At 71.2% G+C, this 19780-nt stretch carries 15 protein-coding genes and 1 pseudogene; 6 read left to right on the top strand and 10 right to left on the bottom strand.

What is annotated here, in order from left to right; all coding sequences use genetic code 11:
- Positions 1 to 2 precede the first annotated feature (2 nt).
- The 5 genes from ACIP4X_RS22900 to ACIP4X_RS22920 all read right to left on the bottom strand — a co-directional run bounded on the left by ACIP4X_RS22900 (position 3) and on the right by ACIP4X_RS22920 (position 4399).
- Positions 3 to 959, bottom strand: a complete 957-nt coding sequence (locus tag ACIP4X_RS22900) for a glycine betaine ABC transporter substrate-binding protein (protein WP_391459554.1) — start codon at positions 957 to 959, stop codon at positions 3 to 5.
- A gap of 142 nt (positions 960 to 1101) precedes the next feature.
- Entirely contained in the window at positions 1102 to 1770 is a 669-nt protein-coding gene (locus ACIP4X_RS22905) for an ABC transporter permease (RefSeq protein WP_358734546.1), read from the bottom strand.
- Complete coding sequence (locus tag ACIP4X_RS22910; protein ID WP_358734547.1) at positions 1767 to 2483, bottom strand: ABC transporter permease subunit; 717 nt, start codon at positions 2481 to 2483, stop codon at positions 1767 to 1769. The genes ACIP4X_RS22905 and ACIP4X_RS22910 overlap by 4 nt, the downstream gene beginning before the upstream one ends.
- Complete coding sequence (locus ACIP4X_RS22915; RefSeq protein ID WP_358734549.1) at positions 2480 to 3667, bottom strand: ABC transporter ATP-binding protein; 1188 nt, start codon at positions 3665 to 3667, stop codon at positions 2480 to 2482. The genes ACIP4X_RS22910 and ACIP4X_RS22915 overlap by 4 nt, the downstream gene beginning before the upstream one ends.
- A gap of 366 nt (positions 3668 to 4033) precedes the next feature.
- Positions 4034 to 4399 carry a DUF6479 family protein gene (locus ACIP4X_RS22920; protein WP_391459557.1) on the bottom strand — a complete coding sequence of 122 codons (366 nt, stop codon included), beginning with the start codon at positions 4397 to 4399 and terminating at the stop codon, positions 4034 to 4036.
- A 183-nt stretch (positions 4400 to 4582) separates the two neighbouring features.
- Here ACIP4X_RS22920 and ACIP4X_RS22925 point away from each other — a divergent pair, with 183 nt between their 5' ends.
- Positions 4583 to 7315 (top strand): SpoIIE family protein phosphatase, encoded by a 2733-nt coding sequence (locus ACIP4X_RS22925; protein ID WP_391459559.1) that lies wholly within the window; start codon positions 4583 to 4585, stop codon positions 7313 to 7315.
- Between the two features lie 37 nt (positions 7316 to 7352).
- On the opposite strand, the pseudogene ACIP4X_RS22930 reads toward ACIP4X_RS22925, so the two are convergent.
- Positions 7353 to 7562, bottom strand: a pseudogene (locus tag ACIP4X_RS22930) (peptide-methionine (R)-S-oxide reductase); the annotation flags it as partial.
- A 36-nt stretch (positions 7563 to 7598) separates the two neighbouring features.
- On the opposite strand from ACIP4X_RS22930, the gene ACIP4X_RS22935 reads away from it, so the two are divergent.
- The 5 genes from ACIP4X_RS22935 (at position 7599) to haaN (ending at position 13405) form a co-directional block, all read left to right on the top strand.
- Positions 7599 to 8351 carry a recombinase family protein gene (locus ACIP4X_RS22935; RefSeq protein ID WP_401350257.1) on the top strand — a complete coding sequence of 251 codons (753 nt, stop codon included), beginning with the start codon at positions 7599 to 7601 and terminating at the stop codon, positions 8349 to 8351.
- Positions 8352 to 8547: 196 nt separating this feature from the next.
- Positions 8548 to 11307: a cyclophane-containing RiPP biosynthesis TPR protein HaaT gene (haaT, locus tag ACIP4X_RS22940; RefSeq protein WP_401350258.1), complete on the top strand. Its 2760-nt coding sequence runs from the start codon at positions 8548 to 8550 to the stop codon at positions 11305 to 11307.
- Positions 11308 to 11446: 139 nt separating this feature from the next.
- Positions 11447 to 11659: a HaaA family cyclophane-containing RiPP peptide gene (gene haaA, locus ACIP4X_RS22945; protein WP_401350261.1), complete on the top strand. Its 213-nt coding sequence runs from the start codon at positions 11447 to 11449 to the stop codon at positions 11657 to 11659.
- A 13-nt stretch (positions 11660 to 11672) separates the two neighbouring features.
- Positions 11673 to 12833 carry an FxsB family cyclophane-forming radical SAM/SPASM peptide maturase gene (locus ACIP4X_RS22950; protein ID WP_401350264.1) on the top strand — a complete coding sequence of 387 codons (1161 nt, stop codon included), beginning with the start codon at positions 11673 to 11675 and terminating at the stop codon, positions 12831 to 12833.
- 92 nt (positions 12834 to 12925) lie between these two features.
- Positions 12926 to 13405, top strand: coding sequence for a cyclophane-containing RiPP N-acetyltransferase HaaN (gene haaN / locus ACIP4X_RS22955; RefSeq protein WP_401350267.1), 480 nt, complete (start codon positions 12926 to 12928; stop codon positions 13403 to 13405).
- Between the two features lie 476 nt (positions 13406 to 13881).
- Here haaN and fxlM read toward each other — a convergent pair whose 3' ends face one another.
- The 4 genes from fxlM to ACIP4X_RS22975 all read right to left on the bottom strand — a co-directional run bounded on the left by fxlM (position 13882) and on the right by ACIP4X_RS22975 (position 19719).
- Positions 13882 to 15105 carry a methyltransferase, FxLD system gene (gene fxlM, locus ACIP4X_RS22960; RefSeq protein WP_401350269.1) on the bottom strand — a complete coding sequence of 408 codons (1224 nt, stop codon included), beginning with the start codon at positions 15103 to 15105 and terminating at the stop codon, positions 13882 to 13884.
- An 86-nt stretch (positions 15106 to 15191) separates the two neighbouring features.
- On the bottom strand, positions 15192 to 16367 hold the full coding sequence (locus ACIP4X_RS22965) for a lanthionine synthetase C family protein (protein WP_401350272.1): 1176 nt from the start codon (positions 16365 to 16367) through the stop codon (positions 15192 to 15194).
- Positions 16364 to 19432, bottom strand: a complete 3069-nt coding sequence (locus ACIP4X_RS22970; RefSeq protein WP_401350275.1) for a lantibiotic dehydratase — start codon at positions 19430 to 19432, stop codon at positions 16364 to 16366. The genes ACIP4X_RS22965 and ACIP4X_RS22970 overlap by 4 nt, the downstream gene beginning before the upstream one ends.
- A gap of 83 nt (positions 19433 to 19515) precedes the next feature.
- Positions 19516 to 19719, bottom strand: a complete 204-nt coding sequence (locus tag ACIP4X_RS22975; protein ID WP_401350278.1) for an FxLD family lanthipeptide — start codon at positions 19717 to 19719, stop codon at positions 19516 to 19518.
- Positions 19720 to 19780: the final 61 nt, after the last annotated feature.

The following is a 19780-nucleotide window of genomic DNA, read 5'->3' on the forward strand; positions in this document are numbered from 1 at the left end:
GTTCAGCCGAGGCCCGCGGACTTCAGCCAGGCCTTGGCCACGTCGAGCGGGTCCTTGTTCTGCGACTGCACCTGGGTGTCCATGTCCAGCAGGGCGGCCGTGTCCAGCTTGGCGGAGACCGCGTTGAGCGCGTCGACGCCCTTCTGGTCCAGGCCGGACTTGTACACCAGCGGCTGCACGTTCTCGAAGCCGAAGAGGTTCTTCGGGTCCTGGAGGACGACGAACTTCTCCCTGGCGATGGTCGGATCCGTGGTGAACAGGTCGGCGACCTGCACGGTGTTCTTCTTCAGCGCCGCCTGGGTCAGCGGGCCGCCAGCGTCCAGCGCCTTGAAGGACTTGAACTCCAGCCCGTACTCGGACTTCAGGCCCTTCAGGCCCTGCTGCCGGGCCTGGAACTCCGGCGAGCCGCCGATGACCAGGTCCTTGGCGGCGTCCTTGAGGTCCGTGATGGACGACTTCTCGGTGAGGCCGTACTTCTCGGCCGTCGCGGCGTTGACGGTGACGGAGTCCTTGTCCTCGGCGGGCGCCGGCTCGAGCAGCGTGAGACCGGAGTCCAGCTTGGCGTTGATGGCGGCCGTCGTCGCCTCGACCGACGTGGGGGCGGCCTTGGAGTCGAGGTAGGCCAGCAGCGCCCCGTTGTACTCGGGCAGCACGGTGATCGAGCCGTTCTTGAGCAGGCCGTAGGTGGTCTCCCGGCTGCCGATGTTGGGCTTGTACTCGACCTTGATGCCCTTGGCCTTCAGGGCCTCGCCGTAGATGTCGGCGATGAGGATGCTCTCGGCGAAGTTGTTGGAGCCGACGACGACCTTGCCGCCGCTCGCCCTGCCCTCCGCGAGCGGGTCCTTGCCGGAGCCGCCGGACGAACACCCCGCGAGGAGCGCGGAGGCGGCGACGAGCGCGACGGCGGCCGCCCCGAAGTGGCTCTTGCTGGACGTGGTGCTCTTCGTGTTGGAAGTCACAATTCCCGTTCCCGGCTGAGAGGTTGTTCGGGCGCATGGCAGCGGCGGCTGCACGCGGGGCGCGTTTGCCGCGCTTTGATCCAATCCAGCCGCTTCTTCGTCAGTCAAGAGGCGCCGGGTCACCGATCGGCCTCGATGCGCGTCAGTCGCCATGGCGCACCCCTGGCGACACCGTCACCCGCGCGACCGCCCAGAAGAGCGCGAGCGTCGCCAGCGCCATCACGGCGACCAGCGCGGCACCGCCCACGACCTTCTCGTAGTCGTGCTGGTAGAGGCCGTCGACGATGTACCGGCCGAGGCCGCCGAGGCTGACGTACGCGGCGATGGTGGCGGTGGAGACGATCTGGATGGCCGCCGAGCGCAGTCCGCTGAGGATCAGCGGGAGGGCGACGGGCAGTTCGACCTGGAACAGGACGCGCGACTCGGACATGCCCATGCCGCGGGCGGCGTCCACCGGCGAGGGGTCGACGGAGCGCATCGCCTCGTAGCTCGTGATCAGGATCGGCGGTACGGCGAGGACGACCAGCGGGATCATCACGGGGAGCTTGCCGAAGCCGAGCAGGATGACCATCAGCACCAGCAGGCCGAAGCTGGGCAGCGCCCGCCCGGCGGTGGCGATCAGGGCGAGGGCGTTGCCGCCGCGCCCGTAGTGCCCGGTGACCAGGCCGACCGGCAGCCCGATGACGGCGGCCAGGCCCAGGGCCATCAGGGAGTACTGGACGTGCTCGACGAGGCGCGTGGGAATGCCGTCGTAGCCCTTCCAGTGGGCGGCGTCGCTGAAGAAGGCGTTGATGAAGTGCAGTACGTTCACCGGGCTGCGTCCTCCAGTGCGGGCGTGGCCGGTTCGGGCCGGTCCTCGGCGTCCGTCGGGGTGCGGGGGCGGGTGCCGCGCGGCATCCAGGGGGTCAGCAGCAGACGAGCGAGGACGAGCAGGCCGTCGACGACGACCGCCAGGGCCGCCGTGGTGAGGACGGAGTTCCAGGCGAGTTCGGGCCGGTTGTAGATCTGCGCGTCGTGCAGCAGATTGCCCAGGGCGCCCTGGTTGCCGATCAGCATCCCGACGCTGACGAGCGAGATGCTGGAGACGGCCGCCACCCGCAGCCCGGCGATGATGGCGGGCACCGCGATCGGCAACTGGACCTGGAGATAACGGCGTACGGGTCCCAGGCCCATGGCGGTGGCCGCGGCCAGGGTCTCCTGCGGCACCGAGCGGACGCCGTCGACGATCGCCGGGACGAGCACGACGAGGCTGTAGACGGCGAGCGGGATCATCACGGTCAGCTCGGTCTGGCCGGTGTAGTCGATGAGGACGACGAAGAACGCCAGCGACGGGATCGCGTACAGCACGGTCGTCAGGCCGAGCACCGGCGGGTACAGCCAGCGGAACCGGGCGCAGAGTTGGGCGAGCGGCAGGGCGGCGAGCAGACCGGCCAGTACCGGCAGCAGGGCCTCGCGCAGATGCAGGCCGATCAGGCCGAGCCAGGTGTGCTGGAGGTCGCTCGGAATGTCGAAGAATCGGTTCATCCGGCGACCCCGGCCTCGGCGCCGGCCTCTGCTCCGGCGTCGGCGCCGGTGTCCGCCGCGGCGGACCGCGCCCCGTCGCGCCCCTCGGCGTGGGCGCTGCGGATCGCCTCGCCGATGGTCTGCTGCGAGACGACGCCGACCGCGCGGCCGGTGCCGTCCACGGCGACCGCCCAGCCGGTCGGCGAGAGCACGGCGCCGTCGAGGGCGGCGCGCAGCGAGTCGGTGCCGTACTCGAAGGGCCGCCCGTGGGAGAGGAGCCGTGCCTCGTCGAGGGGGCCGTCGGACAGCGCGGCGGGCTCGCTCCAGCCGAGGGGCCTGCCGTCGGCGTCGGTGACGAGGAGGTAGGGCACGCCGGGGACGGCGCGGGCGGCGATCTGCTCGGCGGTGGAGTCCGCGGTGACGATCGGGGTCTTCGTCAGCTCCAGGTCCCCGGAGGCGAAGAAGGACAGCCGGCGGATGCCGCGGTCGATGCCGAGGAAGTCCTCGACGAAGGCGTCCGCGGGCGCGGAGAGCAGTTCGGCGGGCGGCGCGTACTGGGCGAGCCGGCCTCCGGTGCGCAGGACCGCGACCATCGTGCCGATCTTCACGGCCTCGTCGATGTCGTGCGTGACGAAGACGATGGTCTTGCCCAGCTCCTCCTGGAGGCGCAGCAGCTCGTCCTGGAGTCCCTTGCGCACCACCGGGTCCACGGCGGAGAACGGCTCGTCCATCAGCAGCACCGGCGGATCGGCGGCGAGCGCCCGCGCCACACCGACGCGCTGCTGCTGGCCGCCGGAGAGCTGGTACGGGTAGCGCTTGGCGAGCGAGGAGTCGAGGCCGACCCGCTCCATCAGCTCCGCCGCCCGCGCCCGGGACTTCTGTCTGCCCCAGCCGAGCAGGCGGGGCACGGTCGCGATGTTGTCGACGATGGTGCGGTGCTGGAAGAGCCCCGCGTTCTGGATGACGTACCCCATCGACCGGCGCAGCGTGTTGACGGGCTGGTCCTGGATGTCGACGCCGTCGAGGAGGATGGTGCCCCCGGTCGGCTCCACCATCCGGTTGATCATGCGCAGAGTGGTGGTCTTGCCACATCCCGACGGTCCGACGAGGACGGTGATCGAGCGGTCCGGTATCTCGAGCGAGAGCCGCTCGACCGCCAGCGTGCCGTCCGGATACCGCTTGGTGACTGAATCTATCCGTATCAAAACGCCGAATACCCTTCGGGTCTGGCAGGAGCTGTCCGCTCTCCGCCAAGGTCGCGCGGGCCGTTGCGGGAAGCGTCCGAGCACCTCGTGACGTGCGAGATCCGCACGCGACACCCCCCGTCCCCCGTAACCGCACCGTGCGCAAGCTGTGAGCCCGGCGCGCGGGCCCGCCCGACCGGACGGTTCCCAGGCCCCGTGGCGCCTTTCGACACCGACGCCTACCCAGCATCGCGCCCGCGACACCGGCGGGGCCACGCGATCCACGCCACGTCCCGCGCGCCCCGCCTCCGGCGCCCCGGTCCGGGCATGGGGCGGGGGCGGGCCCCTGAAGGCCCGTCCCCTTGACGGGTGCGGCGCGGGGCCGGGTCAGGTCCGGCCGGGGCCGCCACCGCCGAAGGATCCGCTGCTGCCCGGGTACCAGCGCCGCCGGTGCTGGTCCTGGCTGCGGCGGGTTCCGGTGGCGTGCAGCTCATAGGGCATGAGCCGCTCCCCGTCGTCCGGGTGGAGCTCGTCCAGCTCCCGCATCTCACTGATCTCGTGGACGGCGCCGGTGACCGGCAGGTGCGGCTGCTCCGCCTCGGTCGGCCGGTCCGGCTCGCGGCGCATCACACCGATGCCCATGCCGACGGCCCACACCAGGGCGATCACGATGACGAGTCCGCCCATGAACGCGCCGAAGGTGGCCCACACATTGGGCGCCACGGCCAGCACGGTGTAGGAGGCCATGTCCATGTCTTTCCACCCGCCTCACCAAGGAAAGCGAAGAGTGCCGGTGGCGCCCATGACGCCACCTGTGTCCCACATTGTCCCACTGTAGGAGTGCCCCGCAAAAGGTCCGCGACTCGCGGGGGTGCCCCGCGCGCCCGGTGGCCGCCGGTGACTACGCCGTGGCCGCCGGTGCTGGAAGATGTACCCATGGCCGGATTTCTGCGCGGGCCAGAAAAACAGCGGCGTCCGAAGCCGGGCGCGCGCAGCTTCGCCGCGCAGGCGTTCGCCCTCCAGATGGTGATGCTGCTGGTGCTCATCATCGCCGCCGGCACCGTCCTCGTGCTCCAGACCCGGAGCAACAGCCTGGCCGACGCCCGGCACCGCACGCGATCCGTGGCCGAGTCCTTCGCCAGCGCCCCGGGCACGGCGGCGGCCCTCGACAGCCGCGATCCGACAGCGGTCCTCCAGCCGCGCGCCGAGGAGGCCCGGAAGCGGACCGGAGTGGCCTTCGTGGTCGTGTACCGGCCGGACGGAGTCCGGCTCACGCACCCCGACACCGCCCTGATCGGCAAGCACGTCATCGGTCCGTACCGGCGGGCGGCCCGGGGCAGGTCCTTCACGGAGGTCATCGCCGGGAGCCGCGGCCCCGCGGTCGACTCGGTCGTCCCCGTCTTCCGGCCGGACGGCTCGGTCGCCGGCGTCGTGGACGTCGCGATCACGCTGGAGACGGTGAACGCGGTGGTCATGGACCAGCTCCCGGTCCTGCTCGGGGGCGTGGGGGGAGCGCTCCTGCTGGCCACGTGCGGATCGGCGTGGGCGAGCAGGCGGCTGCGACGGCAGACCCACGGCCTGGGCCACGTCGAGCTGACGCGGATGTACGAGCACCACGACGCCGTCCTGCACTCCGTGCGGGAGGGTGTCCTCGTCGTCTCGGGCGAGGGCCGGCTGCTGCTGGCCAACGACGAGGCGCGCCGACTGCTGGGCCTGCCGGCGGACGCGGAGGGACGCCGGATCGACGACCTCGGCCTGGAGCCGCGGGTGGCCGGGCTGCTTCGCTCCGGGCGGGTGGCCAGTGACGAGGTGCTACCCGCGGGGGACCGGCTGCTGATCGCCAACACCCGTCTCACGGACCATGCGGGAGGACCGGCCGGCAGTGTGACGACACTGCGCGACACGACGGAGCTGCGCGCCCTCTCCGGCCGGGCCGAGGAGACGCAGGAGCGGCTGCGGCTGCTGTACGAGGCCGGGGTGCGGGTCGGCACCACTCTGGACGTCGTACGGACCGCCGAGGAGCTGGCGGAGGTCGCCGTGCCCCGGTTCGCCGACCTGGTCACCGTGGAGCTGCTGGAGCCCGTCCTTCGCGGCGACGAGCCGACGGACATGGCGGACATGCGCCGCGTGGTCCTCCTCGGCGACAGCGTGAACCCGCCCGTCTTCCCCGTGGGCGGGCGGGTCACCTGGTTGCCCGGCACCCCCATGGCGGCGGCGCTGGAGAACGGTCACGCGGTGCTGGAGGCCGATCTGGCCACCCACGACTGGCGGGTCCGCAGCCCGGAGACGGCCGGAAGGATCCTCGACCACGGGATCCGCTCGCTCATCGCCGTGCCGATGCGGGCGCGGGGCGTGGTGCTGGGGCTGGCCGACTTCTGGCGGACGGACCGCCGCGGCCCCTTCGTGGACGAGGACGTCTCCCTCGCCGAGGAGCTGGTCGCGCGGGCGGCCGTGTCGGTGGACAACGCCCGCCGCTACACCCACGCGCGCGGCGTCGCCGTGACCCTGCAGCGCAGCCTGCTGCCCCGGGGGCGGCCCCAGCAGGACGCCCTCGAGGTGGCCCACCGCTATCTGCCCGCGCAGGCCGGTGTCGGCGGGGACTGGTTCGACGTGATCCCGCTGCCGGGCGCCCGTGTGGCCCTCGTCGTCGGCGACGTCGTCGGGCACGGGCTGCACGCCGCCGCCACCATGGGCCGGCTGCGCACCGCCGTCCTCAACTTCTCGGCCCTGGACCTGCCGCCGGACGAGATCCTGGTCCACCTCGACGAACTGGTCGCCCGGATCGACCAGGACCGGTCGGCCGAGGCCGAGACCGACCCGATCACGGGGGCCACCTGCCTGTACGCGATCTACGACCCCGCGGGCGGCTGCTGCACCGTGGCGAGGGCGGGCCACCCCGGACCCGCGCTGGTACGCCCCGACGGCACGGTGCACTTCCCCGAGGTGCCCGCCTCCCCGCCGCTCGGCCTGGCGGCGGGCCTGCCCGTCGAGACCGCCGAGCTGCGCCTGGCGCCGGAATCGCTCCTGGTCCTGTACACCGACGGGCTGGTCACGGACCGGGACAGGGACATCGGCACCGGCCTCGCCCTGCTGCGCGACACCCTGGCCGGCCGGCCCGTGCGCGACCCGGAGGAGACCTGCCGGGCGGTGATCGACGCCCTGCTGTCGGCGCGCCCCAGCGACGACGTGGCGCTCCTGGTCGCCCGCACCCGACTGCTGGACCCGTCGGACGTCGTGGCGTGGGACGTGCCCCGCGACTCCGCGTCCGTCGCCCGGGTCCGCGCGGCGTGCGCCCGGCAACTGGACGCGTGGGGCCTTCAGGAGGTGGGCTTCGACACCGAGCTGATGCTCAGCGAACTGGTCACCAACGCCATCCGCTACGGCAGCGAGCCGATCCGGGTCCGGCTGCTGCGCGACCGCGCCACCCTCATCTGCGAGGTCTACGACGGCAGCAGCACCTCACCGCACCCACGCCGCGCCGCCCTGACGGACGAGGGCGGACGCGGCCTGTTCCTCGTCGCCCAGCTGGCCCGCCGCTGGGGCACCAGGTACACCCCCCACGGCAAGGTCATCTGGACCGAACAGCCCCTGCACGGCGGCACCGAACCACAGCCCACCCCCGACCTGGGCGAGCTGCTGCTCGACCAGTGGGACGACGAGACACTCTGACGGCCACCCGGCCGCCCCGCCCGTCGGTCCCGGGCGGTCAGTTCTCGTCGGGGGCCAGGCGCAGGGAGATGGAGTTGATGCAGTAGCGCTGGTCGGTCGGGGTCGCGTAGCCCTCGCCCTCGAAGACATGGCCGAGGTGCGAACCGCAGCGGGCGCAGCGCACCTCGGTGCGGACCATCCCGTGGGAGCGGTCCTCCAGCAGCTCCACGGCGTCGGTGTCCTTCGGGTCGTAGAAGGACGGCCATCCTTAGTTCATGGATGCACACTATTTTGCCACCGCGTCATGAACGAGCGGATCATCGGCGTCATCCGCCTCTCGGACAAGACAGACGTCACAACCTCGCCAGAACGCCAACGATCCAGCATCGAAAACGCCTCTGCGGCACGGGGAGCGGAGATCGTCGGCTGGGCTGAGGATATCGACGTTTCCGCATCTCAGAAGTCCCCTTGGGAGCGCCCTGAACTCTCCAAGTGGCTGGATCATCCCGAGCAGTGGGACGCGCTCATGTTCTGGCGGCTGGACAGGTTCGTCCGCAAGGTGTCGGACTTCGCAGAGATGATCCGGTGGTGCCAAAAGTACGACAGGAATCTGATCTCCGCCACTGAGACGATCGACATCCGCTCCCCGATCGGGCGGGTGATCGCGTACATCGTCTCGGCTTTCGCCGAAATGGAGGCAGAGGCGATTCGCGAGCGCGTCACTGGGTCGCATGACTACTTGCGAAGAAACGGACGGTGGGGCGGGGGGCTCGCCCCATACGGCTACCAGGCGGAGCCCATCCCCGGCGGCAAAGGTGTAACGCTCGTGGAGGATCCCGCCGTATCGGAGATCTTGAGGGAGATCGCGCGGCGCGTGATCGCTCGCGAGTCCTATCTCTCCATCGCCGCCGACCTGAACGAACGCGGGGAACGTCACAGTCCGGGAGGAGCGGGACTTCCGACGCGATCCACATCGTGTCCCCTTGCAGGACAAGACACGAACCCTAGCCCTGGGGTAGATGGCAATGGTCCTCACATGTGCGGAGGCAACGGATGAGCTCCGTCTGGTCCACAAGACGCTTTCATGGCGCAGAGGCGCCCTTGACCAAGGTCCATTCGGGCTGTTCCGTTGTAGAAGTTGGGGCTTCAGACTCGGGGGTTATCTTCGTGACCAGGTCGGTTGGCGGTGCGCGGTGTCTCGGCAACGGCACCGGAGCGGAGTCGACCACTCCCCCGTCGGCTGGGACCTCCGTATGAGACTCGGTCGCGGCATCGCGATCGCTGGCGTCGCCGGAGGCGGCGCCGTGACCACGCTGCTGGTCGGGCTCGTCACGAACGCCGTGTCCAACCAGTCGCGGTGGCCCGGCTGGTTGGGGTGGTTACAGGAGCATGCCTGGTTCTCGTTCGTCGTGCTTGGCGTGACGATGGCGGGACTAACGGCCCTGCTCGCCGGGCTCTCCGAGGCTCGGCCTTCCACCACGCCGGGGCGATCGGAGGATGGAGCGGGGCCACCGGGAGCCGCCCAGGTGCTGCGTTCGTTGCCACGCGACACCGCCGCGTTCACCGACCGTGTAGGGGAGCTGGAACGGCTGATGGGCTCCGTACGGGCCTCGCAGGAGCGTGGCGAGGGGCTGCCCGTTCATTTGATCGACGGGATGCCGGGCGTCGGGAAGACCACTTTCGCCGTGCACGCCGGTCACCTGCTCTCCGAGCGGTTTCCCGATGGTCAGCTCTTCGTGAACCTCAACGGGTACACGCCGGGGCGCACCCCGGTGCAGGCCGGTGAGGCGCTCGCCTCACTTCTCGCAGCCGCCGGCGTGCCGACGCAGCAGATACCCGTCGGTGACGACGTCGGAGCAGTCACGGAGGCCCGGGCCGCCATGTGGCGGAGCAGGCTCGCGGACAAGAAGGCGTTGCTGATCCTCGACAACGCAGCCAGCTACCGGCAGCTCGAGCCGCTGCTCCCCGGTGGGAACGGGTGCCTGGTGTTGGTGACCAGCCGCAGGCGACTGGTGGCGAGTGAGGAGGTGGTCATGTCGGTGGAGGCGCTGCCGCCGGATCACGCGGTCGACCTCTTCGTGCGGCTCAGTGGGCGGCCGGCCGATGGCCTCGACCGGGGTGTGGCGGACGAACTGGTGCGACTGTGCGGGTGTCTGCCGCTGGGGGTGTCGCTGCTCGCGGCACGGCTGCGGCACCATCCGTCGTGGACCGCCGAGGACCTGCGCGGACGGCTGGTGGCGGCACGGGACCGGCTGGGAGAGCTGCGGGCCGGTGAACGCGCCGTCACCGCGACGTTCGATCTGTCCTACCGGGATCTCGCGCCGGAGCGGCAGCGCTTCTTCAGACAGCTCGGCTTCTTCCCGGGCACCGATCTCGACGCGCACGTCGGCGCGGCTCTGGGTGAGGTTCCAGTGCTGGTGGCCCGTCGGCACCTCGATGCGCTCTACGACGACCACCTGATCGACGAGCAGCCGGGGAGCCGCTACCGACTGCACGATCTCCTTCGCGACTACGCCCGGGGCCTCGCCGTCGAGGGGGACAGCATGGATGATCACGTACAGGCCGTCCAGCGTGTGTGCACCTACTACCTGGCCGCTCTCGCCGTCGCGAACGGGCACATCGTGCGCAGTGGAGCCGCGGTGCCTCCGGCGCCGGACGGCGCCTCGCGGGTGGAGACTCCGGCCATGGAATCGCGGGCGGGCGCCCTGAGCTGGCTGGAGGCCGAGCGGGCCAACATCCTCGCCTCTGTCCGGCAGGCGAACGGTCTCGCCCTGTACGACCTCGTGGTCCGGCTCGCCGCGGCCATGGCGCCCTTCCTGCGTCAGGCCGGCCCCTGGGACCAGGCCGTCGGGCTGCACCGGACCGCCGCCGAGGCCGCCCGCCACACCGGCGATCAGAGGGCCCGGGGTGACGCTCTCGCCGAACTTGGTGTCGTACGCCGCTTCATGGCGGCCTATCCGCAGGCGATCGAGGCACTGAACGACGCCGTGACGGCCTACGAAGCGGTCGACGAGCGGCGGGGCAAGGCGGACGCTCTGAACCAGCTCGGCATCGTCTGGTACCTGACCGCGGACAACGAGGACGCGGCGCGCGCCCAGGCCGAGGCCCTCTCCCTCTACCGTGAGCTGGACTACCGGCTCGGACAGGCGAACGCTCTGGCCGATCTCGGCATGACACACCGGCAGATGAGCCGGTTCGACGCCGCGGTGTCGGCACAGAGCGAGGCTCTGGCGATCTACCGAGAGCTCGGTGACCGGTACGGGGAGGCGAACTCCCTGCGGGACCTGGGCGTCGTGCACTGCCTCATGGGTGCTTATGAAGTGGCCGCTGGGCATCACCAGGAAGCGTTCGACATCTACCTGGAGCTGGACGACCGTGAGCACCAGGCCTACGCGCTCAACGAGTTGGGCGTCGTCCGGCGGCTGACCGGAGACACCGAGGGAGCGCGGACGGCACACAGCCAGGCCTTGACGCACTTCACCGAGCTTGGCGACCGGTTCGGCCGCGCCAACAGCATCCGCCACCTGGGCGTCGTGGAACGTGTGGCCGGGGATGCGACCGAGGCTATCCGGCTTCTGGAGGAGGCCCTGGAGGTCTACCGCGAGCTCGGCAGTCGTGGGGGTGAGGCCGCCTCGCTGAGCGAGCTGGGCGTGGCTCGCAGCATCGTCGGTGAGAGCGACGGAGCGGTCGAGGCGTTCCAGGGTGGACTGCGGATCCTCCGAGGCCTGGGCGACCGGTGCGGGGAGGCGGAGGTGCTGAACCACTGGGGCATGCTGCTGCTCAACTCTGGTGACCCGACGACCGCCCGCCAGCACTTCGATCAGGCCCTCACGCTCGCTCGGGACATCCGCTGCCCGTTGGAGGAGGCGCGGGCATTGGAGGGCATCGGCCGCTGTGACTGGACGGTTGACGGGCCTGGTCACGGCGTGGGCTCGTTGCGAGCCGCAGTGACGGTGTACCGGCGGTTGGGAGTGAGCGCGGCCGTGGACGACATCGAACAGTTGCTGGTGTAGCGGTCCGGTTGGCGCCGACCATGTGGCTGAATTCCCTGTGCCGGGCGAGTTGTTGAGGCTGCTACGGTTCCGGCTGGTCTGTCGCTTCAACCCCGTCTCACCGTGCCGCCTCCGGTACGTACCTCGCGAGGAGCGTTGGATGCCGTCACCCACGTCCGTCACTGAGCCGCACACCATCACGGCCGTCAGCCCGGCGGCCGTGGAGCCGACGGCGGCCGGCACCGCCGTCCTGGACCGCGTGGCCGCCCGTGTCCGGCAGCGGCTGGAGGCGGAGGAGACCGCGGAAGGCATGACGGGACGGTTCGGCGACGGGTCCCACGCGGCCTCGCTGATCTGGCCCTGGCCGCTGTGAGCACGTCCGCTCGATGACAGAAGCCGAAGGCCCCGTTCCTTTCCGGACGTTCATCCTCAAGGTCGCCAACCGCTGCAACATCGACTGCGACTATTGCTTCGTCTTCAACTCCAAGGACCAGGCGGCGCGACGCCTGCCCGCCCGCATGGACCTCGCCGTGGCCCGGGCCGCTGCCCGGCGGATCGGTGAGCACGCCTCCGCGCACGACCTTCGGACCATCCACGTCGTACTGCACGGCGGGGAGCCGCTGCTCGTCGGCGTCGGGCACATGGCCGGTCTGCTGGAAGCCGTCCGGGAGGGTGCGCCGGCCGGGACCCGGGTTCTTTTCGAGCTCCAGACCAACGGAACGCTTCTGTCCGGCGCCTGGCTGGACCTCTTCGAGCGGCACGAGGTCGCGGTCGGCGTCAGCCTCGACGGGCCACCGCGTGCGAACGACCGGCACCGGTTGACCCACGCCGGGCGGTCGAGCGCCGCCTCCGCAGTGCGAGGCATCGAACTCCTGCGGTCGCGGCCCCATCTGTTCGCGGGGCTGCTCGCCGTCGTGGACCTGTCCAATGACCCGGCCGAGGTCCACGACTACCTGGCGGCCTTCGAACCGCCCGTGATCGACTTCGGACTGCCGCACGCGACCCACGACGACCCGCCGTTCCGCACCGACCCTGGCGTGCCCGAGTACGGGCTGTGGATGAGCAGGGTGTACGACGCGTGGCTCGCCCGGCCCGAGTACCGGCACAGCGTCCGGATGCTGGAGGACATCGTGGCCCTCAGCTCCGGCGTGCGCGGCTCGGTGGAGACGCTCGGCCTGGCCCCGCCGACGAGCGTCGTGATCGAGTCCGACGGTTCCGTCGAGGCGGTGGACACCCTGCGGTCGGTCGAGGAGGGCGCCTCCTGGCTCGGGCTCGACGTCTTCAGCCACTCGTTCGACGAAGCGCTGTCGCATCCGAAGCTGCGGCACCGACAGCACAGCAGGAACGCGCTGGCTGAGAAGTGCCGCGCCTGCCCGCTCGTGGACGTCTGCGGCGGCGGCTACCTCCCCCACCGCTTCAGTGCCGCCCGCGGCTACCGGAACCCGTCCGTCTACTGCGCGGACCTGGAGTACCTCATCCGGCACGTCCAGGGCTCTTTGCGGGAGTACGGCTGGAATCCCCAGACGGGGGCTGCCGCGTCACCGTAGGCGCCGGTGCCGTACCGCCGCGTGGGGGTCGCGCGTTGGTACGAACGAGTGGGATAGCGACCGAAGCAACCGAGGAAGAGAGGGAGGCACCGATGAGCGTGACGATCCGCCCTGCGGAGAAGCGGGACGTCCCGGCCATGGCCGAGCTGATCGAGGAGATCGAGCGGTACTACGGCACGACCGACGCCGACATCCAGCCGCTGGACGAACGCCGCGTCCAGGTCGAGGAGGCCCTCTTCGGCTCGCCGCCGCTGGCCTCCGCGCTGCTGGTCGAGGACGACACCGGGGACATCGTCGGACTCGCCGCCTACTCCTTCCTCTGGCCGGCCGCCGGCTCCACCCACTCCCTGTTCCTGAAGGAGCTGTACGTCCGCGGCACCCTGCGCCGCCAGGGCATCGGTGCCCGCCTCATGGGCGAACTCCGTGCCCTGGCCGCCGCACGACCGGGCTGCAGCCGGGTCGAATGGATGGCTGACCGCGACAACCCAGGCGCACCGGCCTTCTACGAGGCACTCGGGTTCACCGAGTCAGACGGAAAGATCGTCTACCGGGTCGGCTCCGGCAACGCGTGAGGTGAGTGCGGCTGTGAAAGAAGAGCGCTGCGAGGAGTGCGGCAGCCGGGTCGTCATCGGGCTTGGGTGCGACTGCCCGCCGGGCTCGTCACCTTCGGTGGGCTCTCGTTCGGTGTCGACGTCCGTGAAGAGGGAGTGGCGTGCGCATCCGGATGACACGATCCTGATCTCTCCCGGGGAGTGCGCGCACCTGCCAGGCTGGTGCGACCACATGACCGAGGACGACGTTCGGCCGCCGCGGTGGGGGTGGATCCCGAATCCTCCGCACGGGCTATGGGAGCGGTTGAGCAGCACTTACCCGGCGACTGCCACCGCGGGCAATCCGAAACGGACGGCTGTGCGGCGGTGCAGCACCTGCGAGGCGAACCTCGCCCAGGGCTGATCGCCGCCCTCCACGACGGCTCTGCTCTCGCTTCGGTGGGCGCGGCCGCACCTGCCGACAGCCACGCCCGCTCGCATCGGAATCAGCAGGGATGTCAGTAGGTGATGACGAGCCGCGCGGAGGGCCGGTCGATCACGGCTCCGTCGACGAGGTCGCTGTCCGGCGTGTCCGCGGGGTAGGCGGTGATCACGGGGTCGACGGTCCTTGCCGGGCTCCAGGCACGGATCTGTGCGCAGATCCGCTCGGCGAGCTCGGCACCGGCGGGGCCGTAGCCGACGGCTCCCAGCCTGAACCGGGGTTCGGCGCCCTGGTCTTCGGCGGCCCGCTCCAGAGTGAGGTAGGCGATGGAGTCCCCCTCGACGAGGGCGGGGCTCAGGGCAGGTGAGGCGGGGCGGTGGAGGCCGGCTTCCATCGCCGCGGCCTTCGCAGTGATGCGGCAGGTCGCTCGCTCAGCGGCGCTCAGGCGCAGCCAGACGCCGTCGAAGGACTCGACGGAGCCGACCGTCGCCTCTGTCCAGACAACCGACTTCGGACGGGTGAGGACGTCGCGCAGGAGGTCGGGGGCGACGGGCTGGTCCTCGTCCCAGTAGAGCCTGACGAGCCGGTTGTCGTCGATGTAGTCGTCGCGCTCTCCGTCCTGGCCGATCACCGGGAGGAAGCCGCACATCTTCACGGAGTCGGACCGCATCAGGTCCTTCTCCCGTCGGAACGCCACGGACCTGGACAGCCCGCGCCATCGCAGCGGGACCACGAGGCGTCCGCCGACGGCGAGCTGGTCCCACCAGGCGCCGGGGAGGTCCCACATTCCGACCGCCGCGATCATCCGGTCGTAGGGACCGAACTCCGGGGCGCCCAGGGCGCCGTCCCTCGTGACCACCCGAACGTCGCTGTATCCGTTCGCGTCCAGCATCCGGCGGGCGTAGGCGGTCACGTCGGGGGCGATGTCGCACGTGGTGACCTCTCCGGACGTTCCGGTGAGGTACTTGAGCAGGGCGGCGTTGTAACCGGTGCCGGCGCCGATCTCGAAGACGTTGTCGCCTTCGCGGACCGCGAGCTGGACCAGCATGAAGTGCACGACGTCGGGCTGGGAGGCGCAGCTCAGCGGAAGTGCGTCCTCGTCCGGGTTCGCCTTGATGGTCACGCTCTTGTTGGCGTACGCCTCCTCGACGGTCGCGTCGGGGAGGAAGGCGTGGCGGGGTACGACCCGCATGGCGGTTTCGACGCGTGCGTCGCGGAGGCCGGAGACCTCCTGCTTCAGGATGGCGTCGACCAGGCGGTTGCGCAGGTCCTCGGGGGAGGCACCGGTGGTGTTGTTCATCGCGTCCTTCCGGAAGGTGCCCGGCCGTGCGTACGGCAGGGGCAGATCGTACTCATTCGCTGTGGTTCGGGGTGCGGTCCGCGGCGTCATCCCGCCACGAGCAGGCAGCGGTCCCACGGGGCGGTGGTCGCCGTGTTGACGGGGTCGCTGAGGCGGACCAGATGCATGCCCGAGGCGCCGTCCATGAGGCCGACGCCGGCCGGTAGTCCGCTGTGGTTCAAGTGCTCGTCGAGCCGGGTCCGCAGACGAGGCAGGTGTCCCGCGAGTTCGTCGTCGACGGCGTCGGCGGCGGCACGGGAGGCGGTCTGTATGAGCCCCGCCCAGCCGTGGCAGAGGGACGCGTCGGTGAGCAGGGCGAGCTGCTGGTCGTCCGCCAGGCATCCGACCAGGGCCTGTTCGGCCTGGCGTTGCCGGTCGCGGTCGCCGAGGGCGATACCTGCGAGTTGTTGGGCGCGGGCGATGCCGGGCGTGCCGTAGCACCAGGACGGGCGTCCGGGGCCTTGGTGCTGGAGAACGCCGCGCCGGTGTTCGACTCGGGTGATCAGGTCCGGCCACCAGGCGCGCGTGCCGGTGCCGTCGCGCCACCGATCAAACCGTTCGCAGATCCGGATGATGGCCTGCCGCTGTCCGGGCACGGTGTGGCCATGGCGCATGGCCGTGGCCAGCAGCGCGAGCGGTCCGCTGATGCCGTGGGCAAGACCGAAGTTCAGGTGTCCGCCGGGCCATCGCGGCGACGGGCGCAGATCGGGGCTGTCGCCTGTCCACCAGCCAGGGAGGAGCTGAGCCTCGACGCTGATCGGCTCGGTCAGCCGCACCAGGTAGGCGAGGGTGCCCTGCAGCTCCGTCCGGTGGCCGCGGTGCAGGTGGTACACGCCCAGCCCGGTCAGTCCGCTGATGAGGTCGTACTCGCCCAGGTTGGGCAGCGCGCCGCGGTCGATGCGCGCGTGTGCCCGCCAGAGGCGGTGGCGTGTGACGTCGGCAAGGTGTGTGTCCAGGGTCGCCAGGGCGCGGTTGGCGGTGTCGGTGTGCGTGAAACTGAGGACGTACGCGACGGCCGGGGCGCCCTCGTACAGGCCGCATGCTTCGGGAGCGGCCTGGATCGGGCCCTTGACCATGGCGGCAGCCCACGGCCGGAGCGCGTCCCTGTCGTCTTCTCCGGTGCGGGTCCTGACGGCATGTAGCAGAGCGGCTCCCGCCGCGCCGGAGTACAGCGACTGGCCCCAGCCGGGTCTCGTGGGTGTGGGCGGCGTGTCGTGGCTCATGGGCGGCTTTCCCTTGGCCAGGCAGCCCACGCGACGGCGGACTGACGGGCCAGGCGGCGGCAGATCCCCTCGTCCTCACGGTCCAGGCCTCGCAGGCGGTTGTGGTGCATGTGAAGCAGGGACTCCAGGACGGAGTCGCGGTCTATGCCCTCGGCGAGGTGCTCGCGATACAGCGCCAGGGCCGCGGCGCGGCGGTGCCAGGCGCCGGCCAGCGCTTCGCTCCAGCCACGGGGCCGGGGCGTGGCATGGCGAACGAGGTCAATGGTCTGGTCTCTGACGCCTCGTTCGCCGCGGGCCCCAGGTGCCGGGCGGCGCGCCAGCCATCGCATACCCTCGTCGGGGCCGAGCAGGCCGCGGGCGATGTCCACCATGCCGACCGCGGCCAGCGCGCGACCGTCGACGTCGTCGACGCCGTCGGCTCGTAGGCCCCGCAGTGCGGCGAGGGCGTAGGCGGAGTCGGCCGTGAACACCGCCTCGGCACCGCGCAGGGCGGCACCGGGCCCGTAGCGGCCGACCTCCGGGGTGTAGGTGTCGAACACGAGTCGACTGCTGAGCCCCTCGCGGCGCAGCGCCGCGGCCCATCGGGCGACGAGCTCGGTGTAGGCCGCGTACTGCCCGGGGCTGCGGGTGCGGATGCGCAGGCGCAGATGGTCGAGGTCGTGCGGGCTGCGGTATCGGACGAACCACCACTCGGGTTCGTCGGGGAGCTGGGCCGTGAGCTGCGCGAGGTGGGTGCCGATCAGCTCCTCGAACTGGTCGGGGTGGGTGTAGATCTTGGCGTTCAGCCAGGGTGCCCACACCGATCCCGGTACGGGTCCGAGGGTGTTGTTGGTGAGCACGGGGAGGGGGCCGGAGAGCGGGTCAGGGGCCGGCGGGCGCGTGCTGGTCATCGGCAGGGCGATCTCGTGGACGTGGCCGTCGATCCAGCCGTAGCTCTCCTCGGGTGGCGCCTCGGTGAGTACGGCCTGGCCTTCCCGGGCGAGGTGGGCGCGCAGGACGGCGACGTGGGCCGGCACGTCGAGCCGCAGCCGCCGCGTCCGGTCGTCCTCTCGTAGCTCGACGGCACCGTGGCAGTGCCACCGCTTCCGCCACCGGCCGAGGGCGTCCGCCCACTCGCGCGTCTCCGCTCCACGACCTGGCAGAGCGTCTGCGGTCAGGTTCCAGCGGCTGGGCGAGAGGATCACGCGCCCGTGGCGGACGCGGGGCAGGAACGGCAGCCGCGCGCCGTGCGGTCCCCAGTCGAAGCCGGTCCAGGCGGGGCCGAAGGCGCGGGTCAGGTGCGCCAGGAACCGGGCCAGGGGCGGGGGTTGCTTGTCCAAGGCCATGGCGTGGAAGACCTGCGGGTCCACCACGCGGCGGCGGGAGATGCTGACCAGGTACAGGCGGGTGTGCGTGGCCGTGACCGCGAGGTCGTCGACGTCGATGAGCGTCGGCCCGGTGTCGGCGGGGCCGCGGTGCTCGCCCAGCGGGATCACGTGCGGGAGATAGGCGGGGACGCGAGCGACGTTCTCGGTGTGCGGGTACAGCGGCGGAAAGGAGAGCTGGGCGGTCAGCGCGTTCTCGACGCTCGCGGGGACCTGGCGGTAGATCTCGTCGAGGCCAGAGCCGGTGGCGACCGGTGAGAACCGGGAGGTGAGCGTTCCCGCCGCGCGGGCCGGTGTCACGGTGAGCGTGAAGTCCCCGCGTTCCAGCGCGGGCAGGCTGTGGGCGTGCAGGCGCGCGCACATCTCCACGTGGGGCGGTGCCTCCTGCGCGGCCATCGTCTCGTCGGCCAGACGCTCGACCAGGTCGTCGGTGAGGACGATCTCCCTGCCGCCGTCGGCCAGTGCCTGCCAGGCCAGGGCCAGCAGCCGCTCGTCGCGCTCGGAGACCACCGGTGGCGGCGCGGTCCTTCGGCTGCCGGGGTACTCGGCCGGGTAGCCGAGCCCGGAGGCCGGGTCGACTACCTCCTTGACCGGCACCAGCGTGCCGGTGCCGTACCGCTCCCAGAAGGCGACCTGGTACTCCTTCCACACACCCTGGCCTGCCGGTCGGCGCGTCAGCCTCAGCAGCACATCGGCGGCCCGCTCCATCTCGAGCGCGACGCTCTCGGGTATCCGTACCTCAGCGTCCAGCCGCAGGTCGATGGCCAGCGGGTTTCGGCCCGCGCCGGAGAGCTGGCGCAAGTGGGCTGTCAGCGCCTCCCGTTGCTGCCCTTGGTGGGTGGCGGGAAGCCGGTTGTGATCGTGCACGGCACGCTGCGCCGCTTCCAGTTCGTCCAGAACCTTCGCGGCCTCCGGCACCGTACCGGCGTCCGCGACGTGCAGCCGCTCGATCAGGTGGGACAGCGGATCGGTGTCGGTCATCGGCGGGCGCAGGCTGGTGATCAGGAACTTCTCGCGCACGAGCGCGCCGAGCAGTGTGCCGATGTTCCGCGGCTCGGTTCGGGGAAAGGACGCGGCCAACTGCTCCGCGAGGGTGGCGAAGCGGACCGGCTCGCGCGCGAGGGTCGCGATCAGGTGGACCGCGCTGGTGCGCCGGACGGTGGCCCCCATCGGTCCGCCGTGCGGGACGTGCAGGCGTCCTCCGCGGCGTCCCGCCAGGTTGTTCAGTACCACGTCCAGGCGTTCCAGCAGGTCGGGGCACGCCTCCAGGCGGACGACGACGTCGTCCAGCCACTGGGTGTCCACCCGCGCCATGGCCCGGTGTATGTCTCCCCATCTCGCGTACGGCGGGGAACCCACGCTGACCGGCGCCACCCCGGCGAAGAGGCCGAACGGGGTGGGTCGCCCGGTGGCTCGCAGCAGGTAGCGGACGGTGGCCATGGCGGCGCGCCGGACCTGCTTGGGACGTGCCGGCTGCCCGGCACAGATCGCGTCGACCCGCGCGGCGAGATCGCCGCTCGCCTGCCGAACGGCGTCGGCGAACCTCGCGTCGGACCACACCTGTTTCAGCCACCTGCCGCACGCGTCCGTGTCGGATGGATCGGGCCACCATCCCGGCAGGCCCGTCAGCGGCGTCGCGGCGGCCCGGAGCAGTGCCGCGCCCGTGTGCTGGTAGAGCTTTCCGTCGCTTCCACTTCCCATTTCCACTACCTCCGCCATCAGTGCTGGGACCGGGCGGCGGGGCCGGGAGTGAAAGGGCTCCCGGCCCCGCCCACGAGCCGCTGTCAGACGGCGCTCGCGCAGGACGAGGCGCAGGACGGCTTGCAGCCGTCACCGGTGTCGCACGCCTTGGGAAGCAGGTCGGTGTCGATCTCCGTGATGACGGTCAGGTCGATGTCGAACGGGTCGGTGACCACATGGGGGACGTCCGTCGCGGCGGACTCCTCGGTCGTGGCCGTCGTGACCGGGCTGAGCGTGGTCGTGGTCATGGCGCTTCCTCTCGCGTCGGAAGGATCCGAACGTTTCGTCGTGCTGCCCGGCGCCAAGGGC

This window comes from Streptomyces sp. NPDC088817 (assembly GCF_044750345.1).
Classification (GTDB): domain Bacteria; phylum Actinomycetota; class Actinomycetes; order Streptomycetales; family Streptomycetaceae; genus Streptomyces.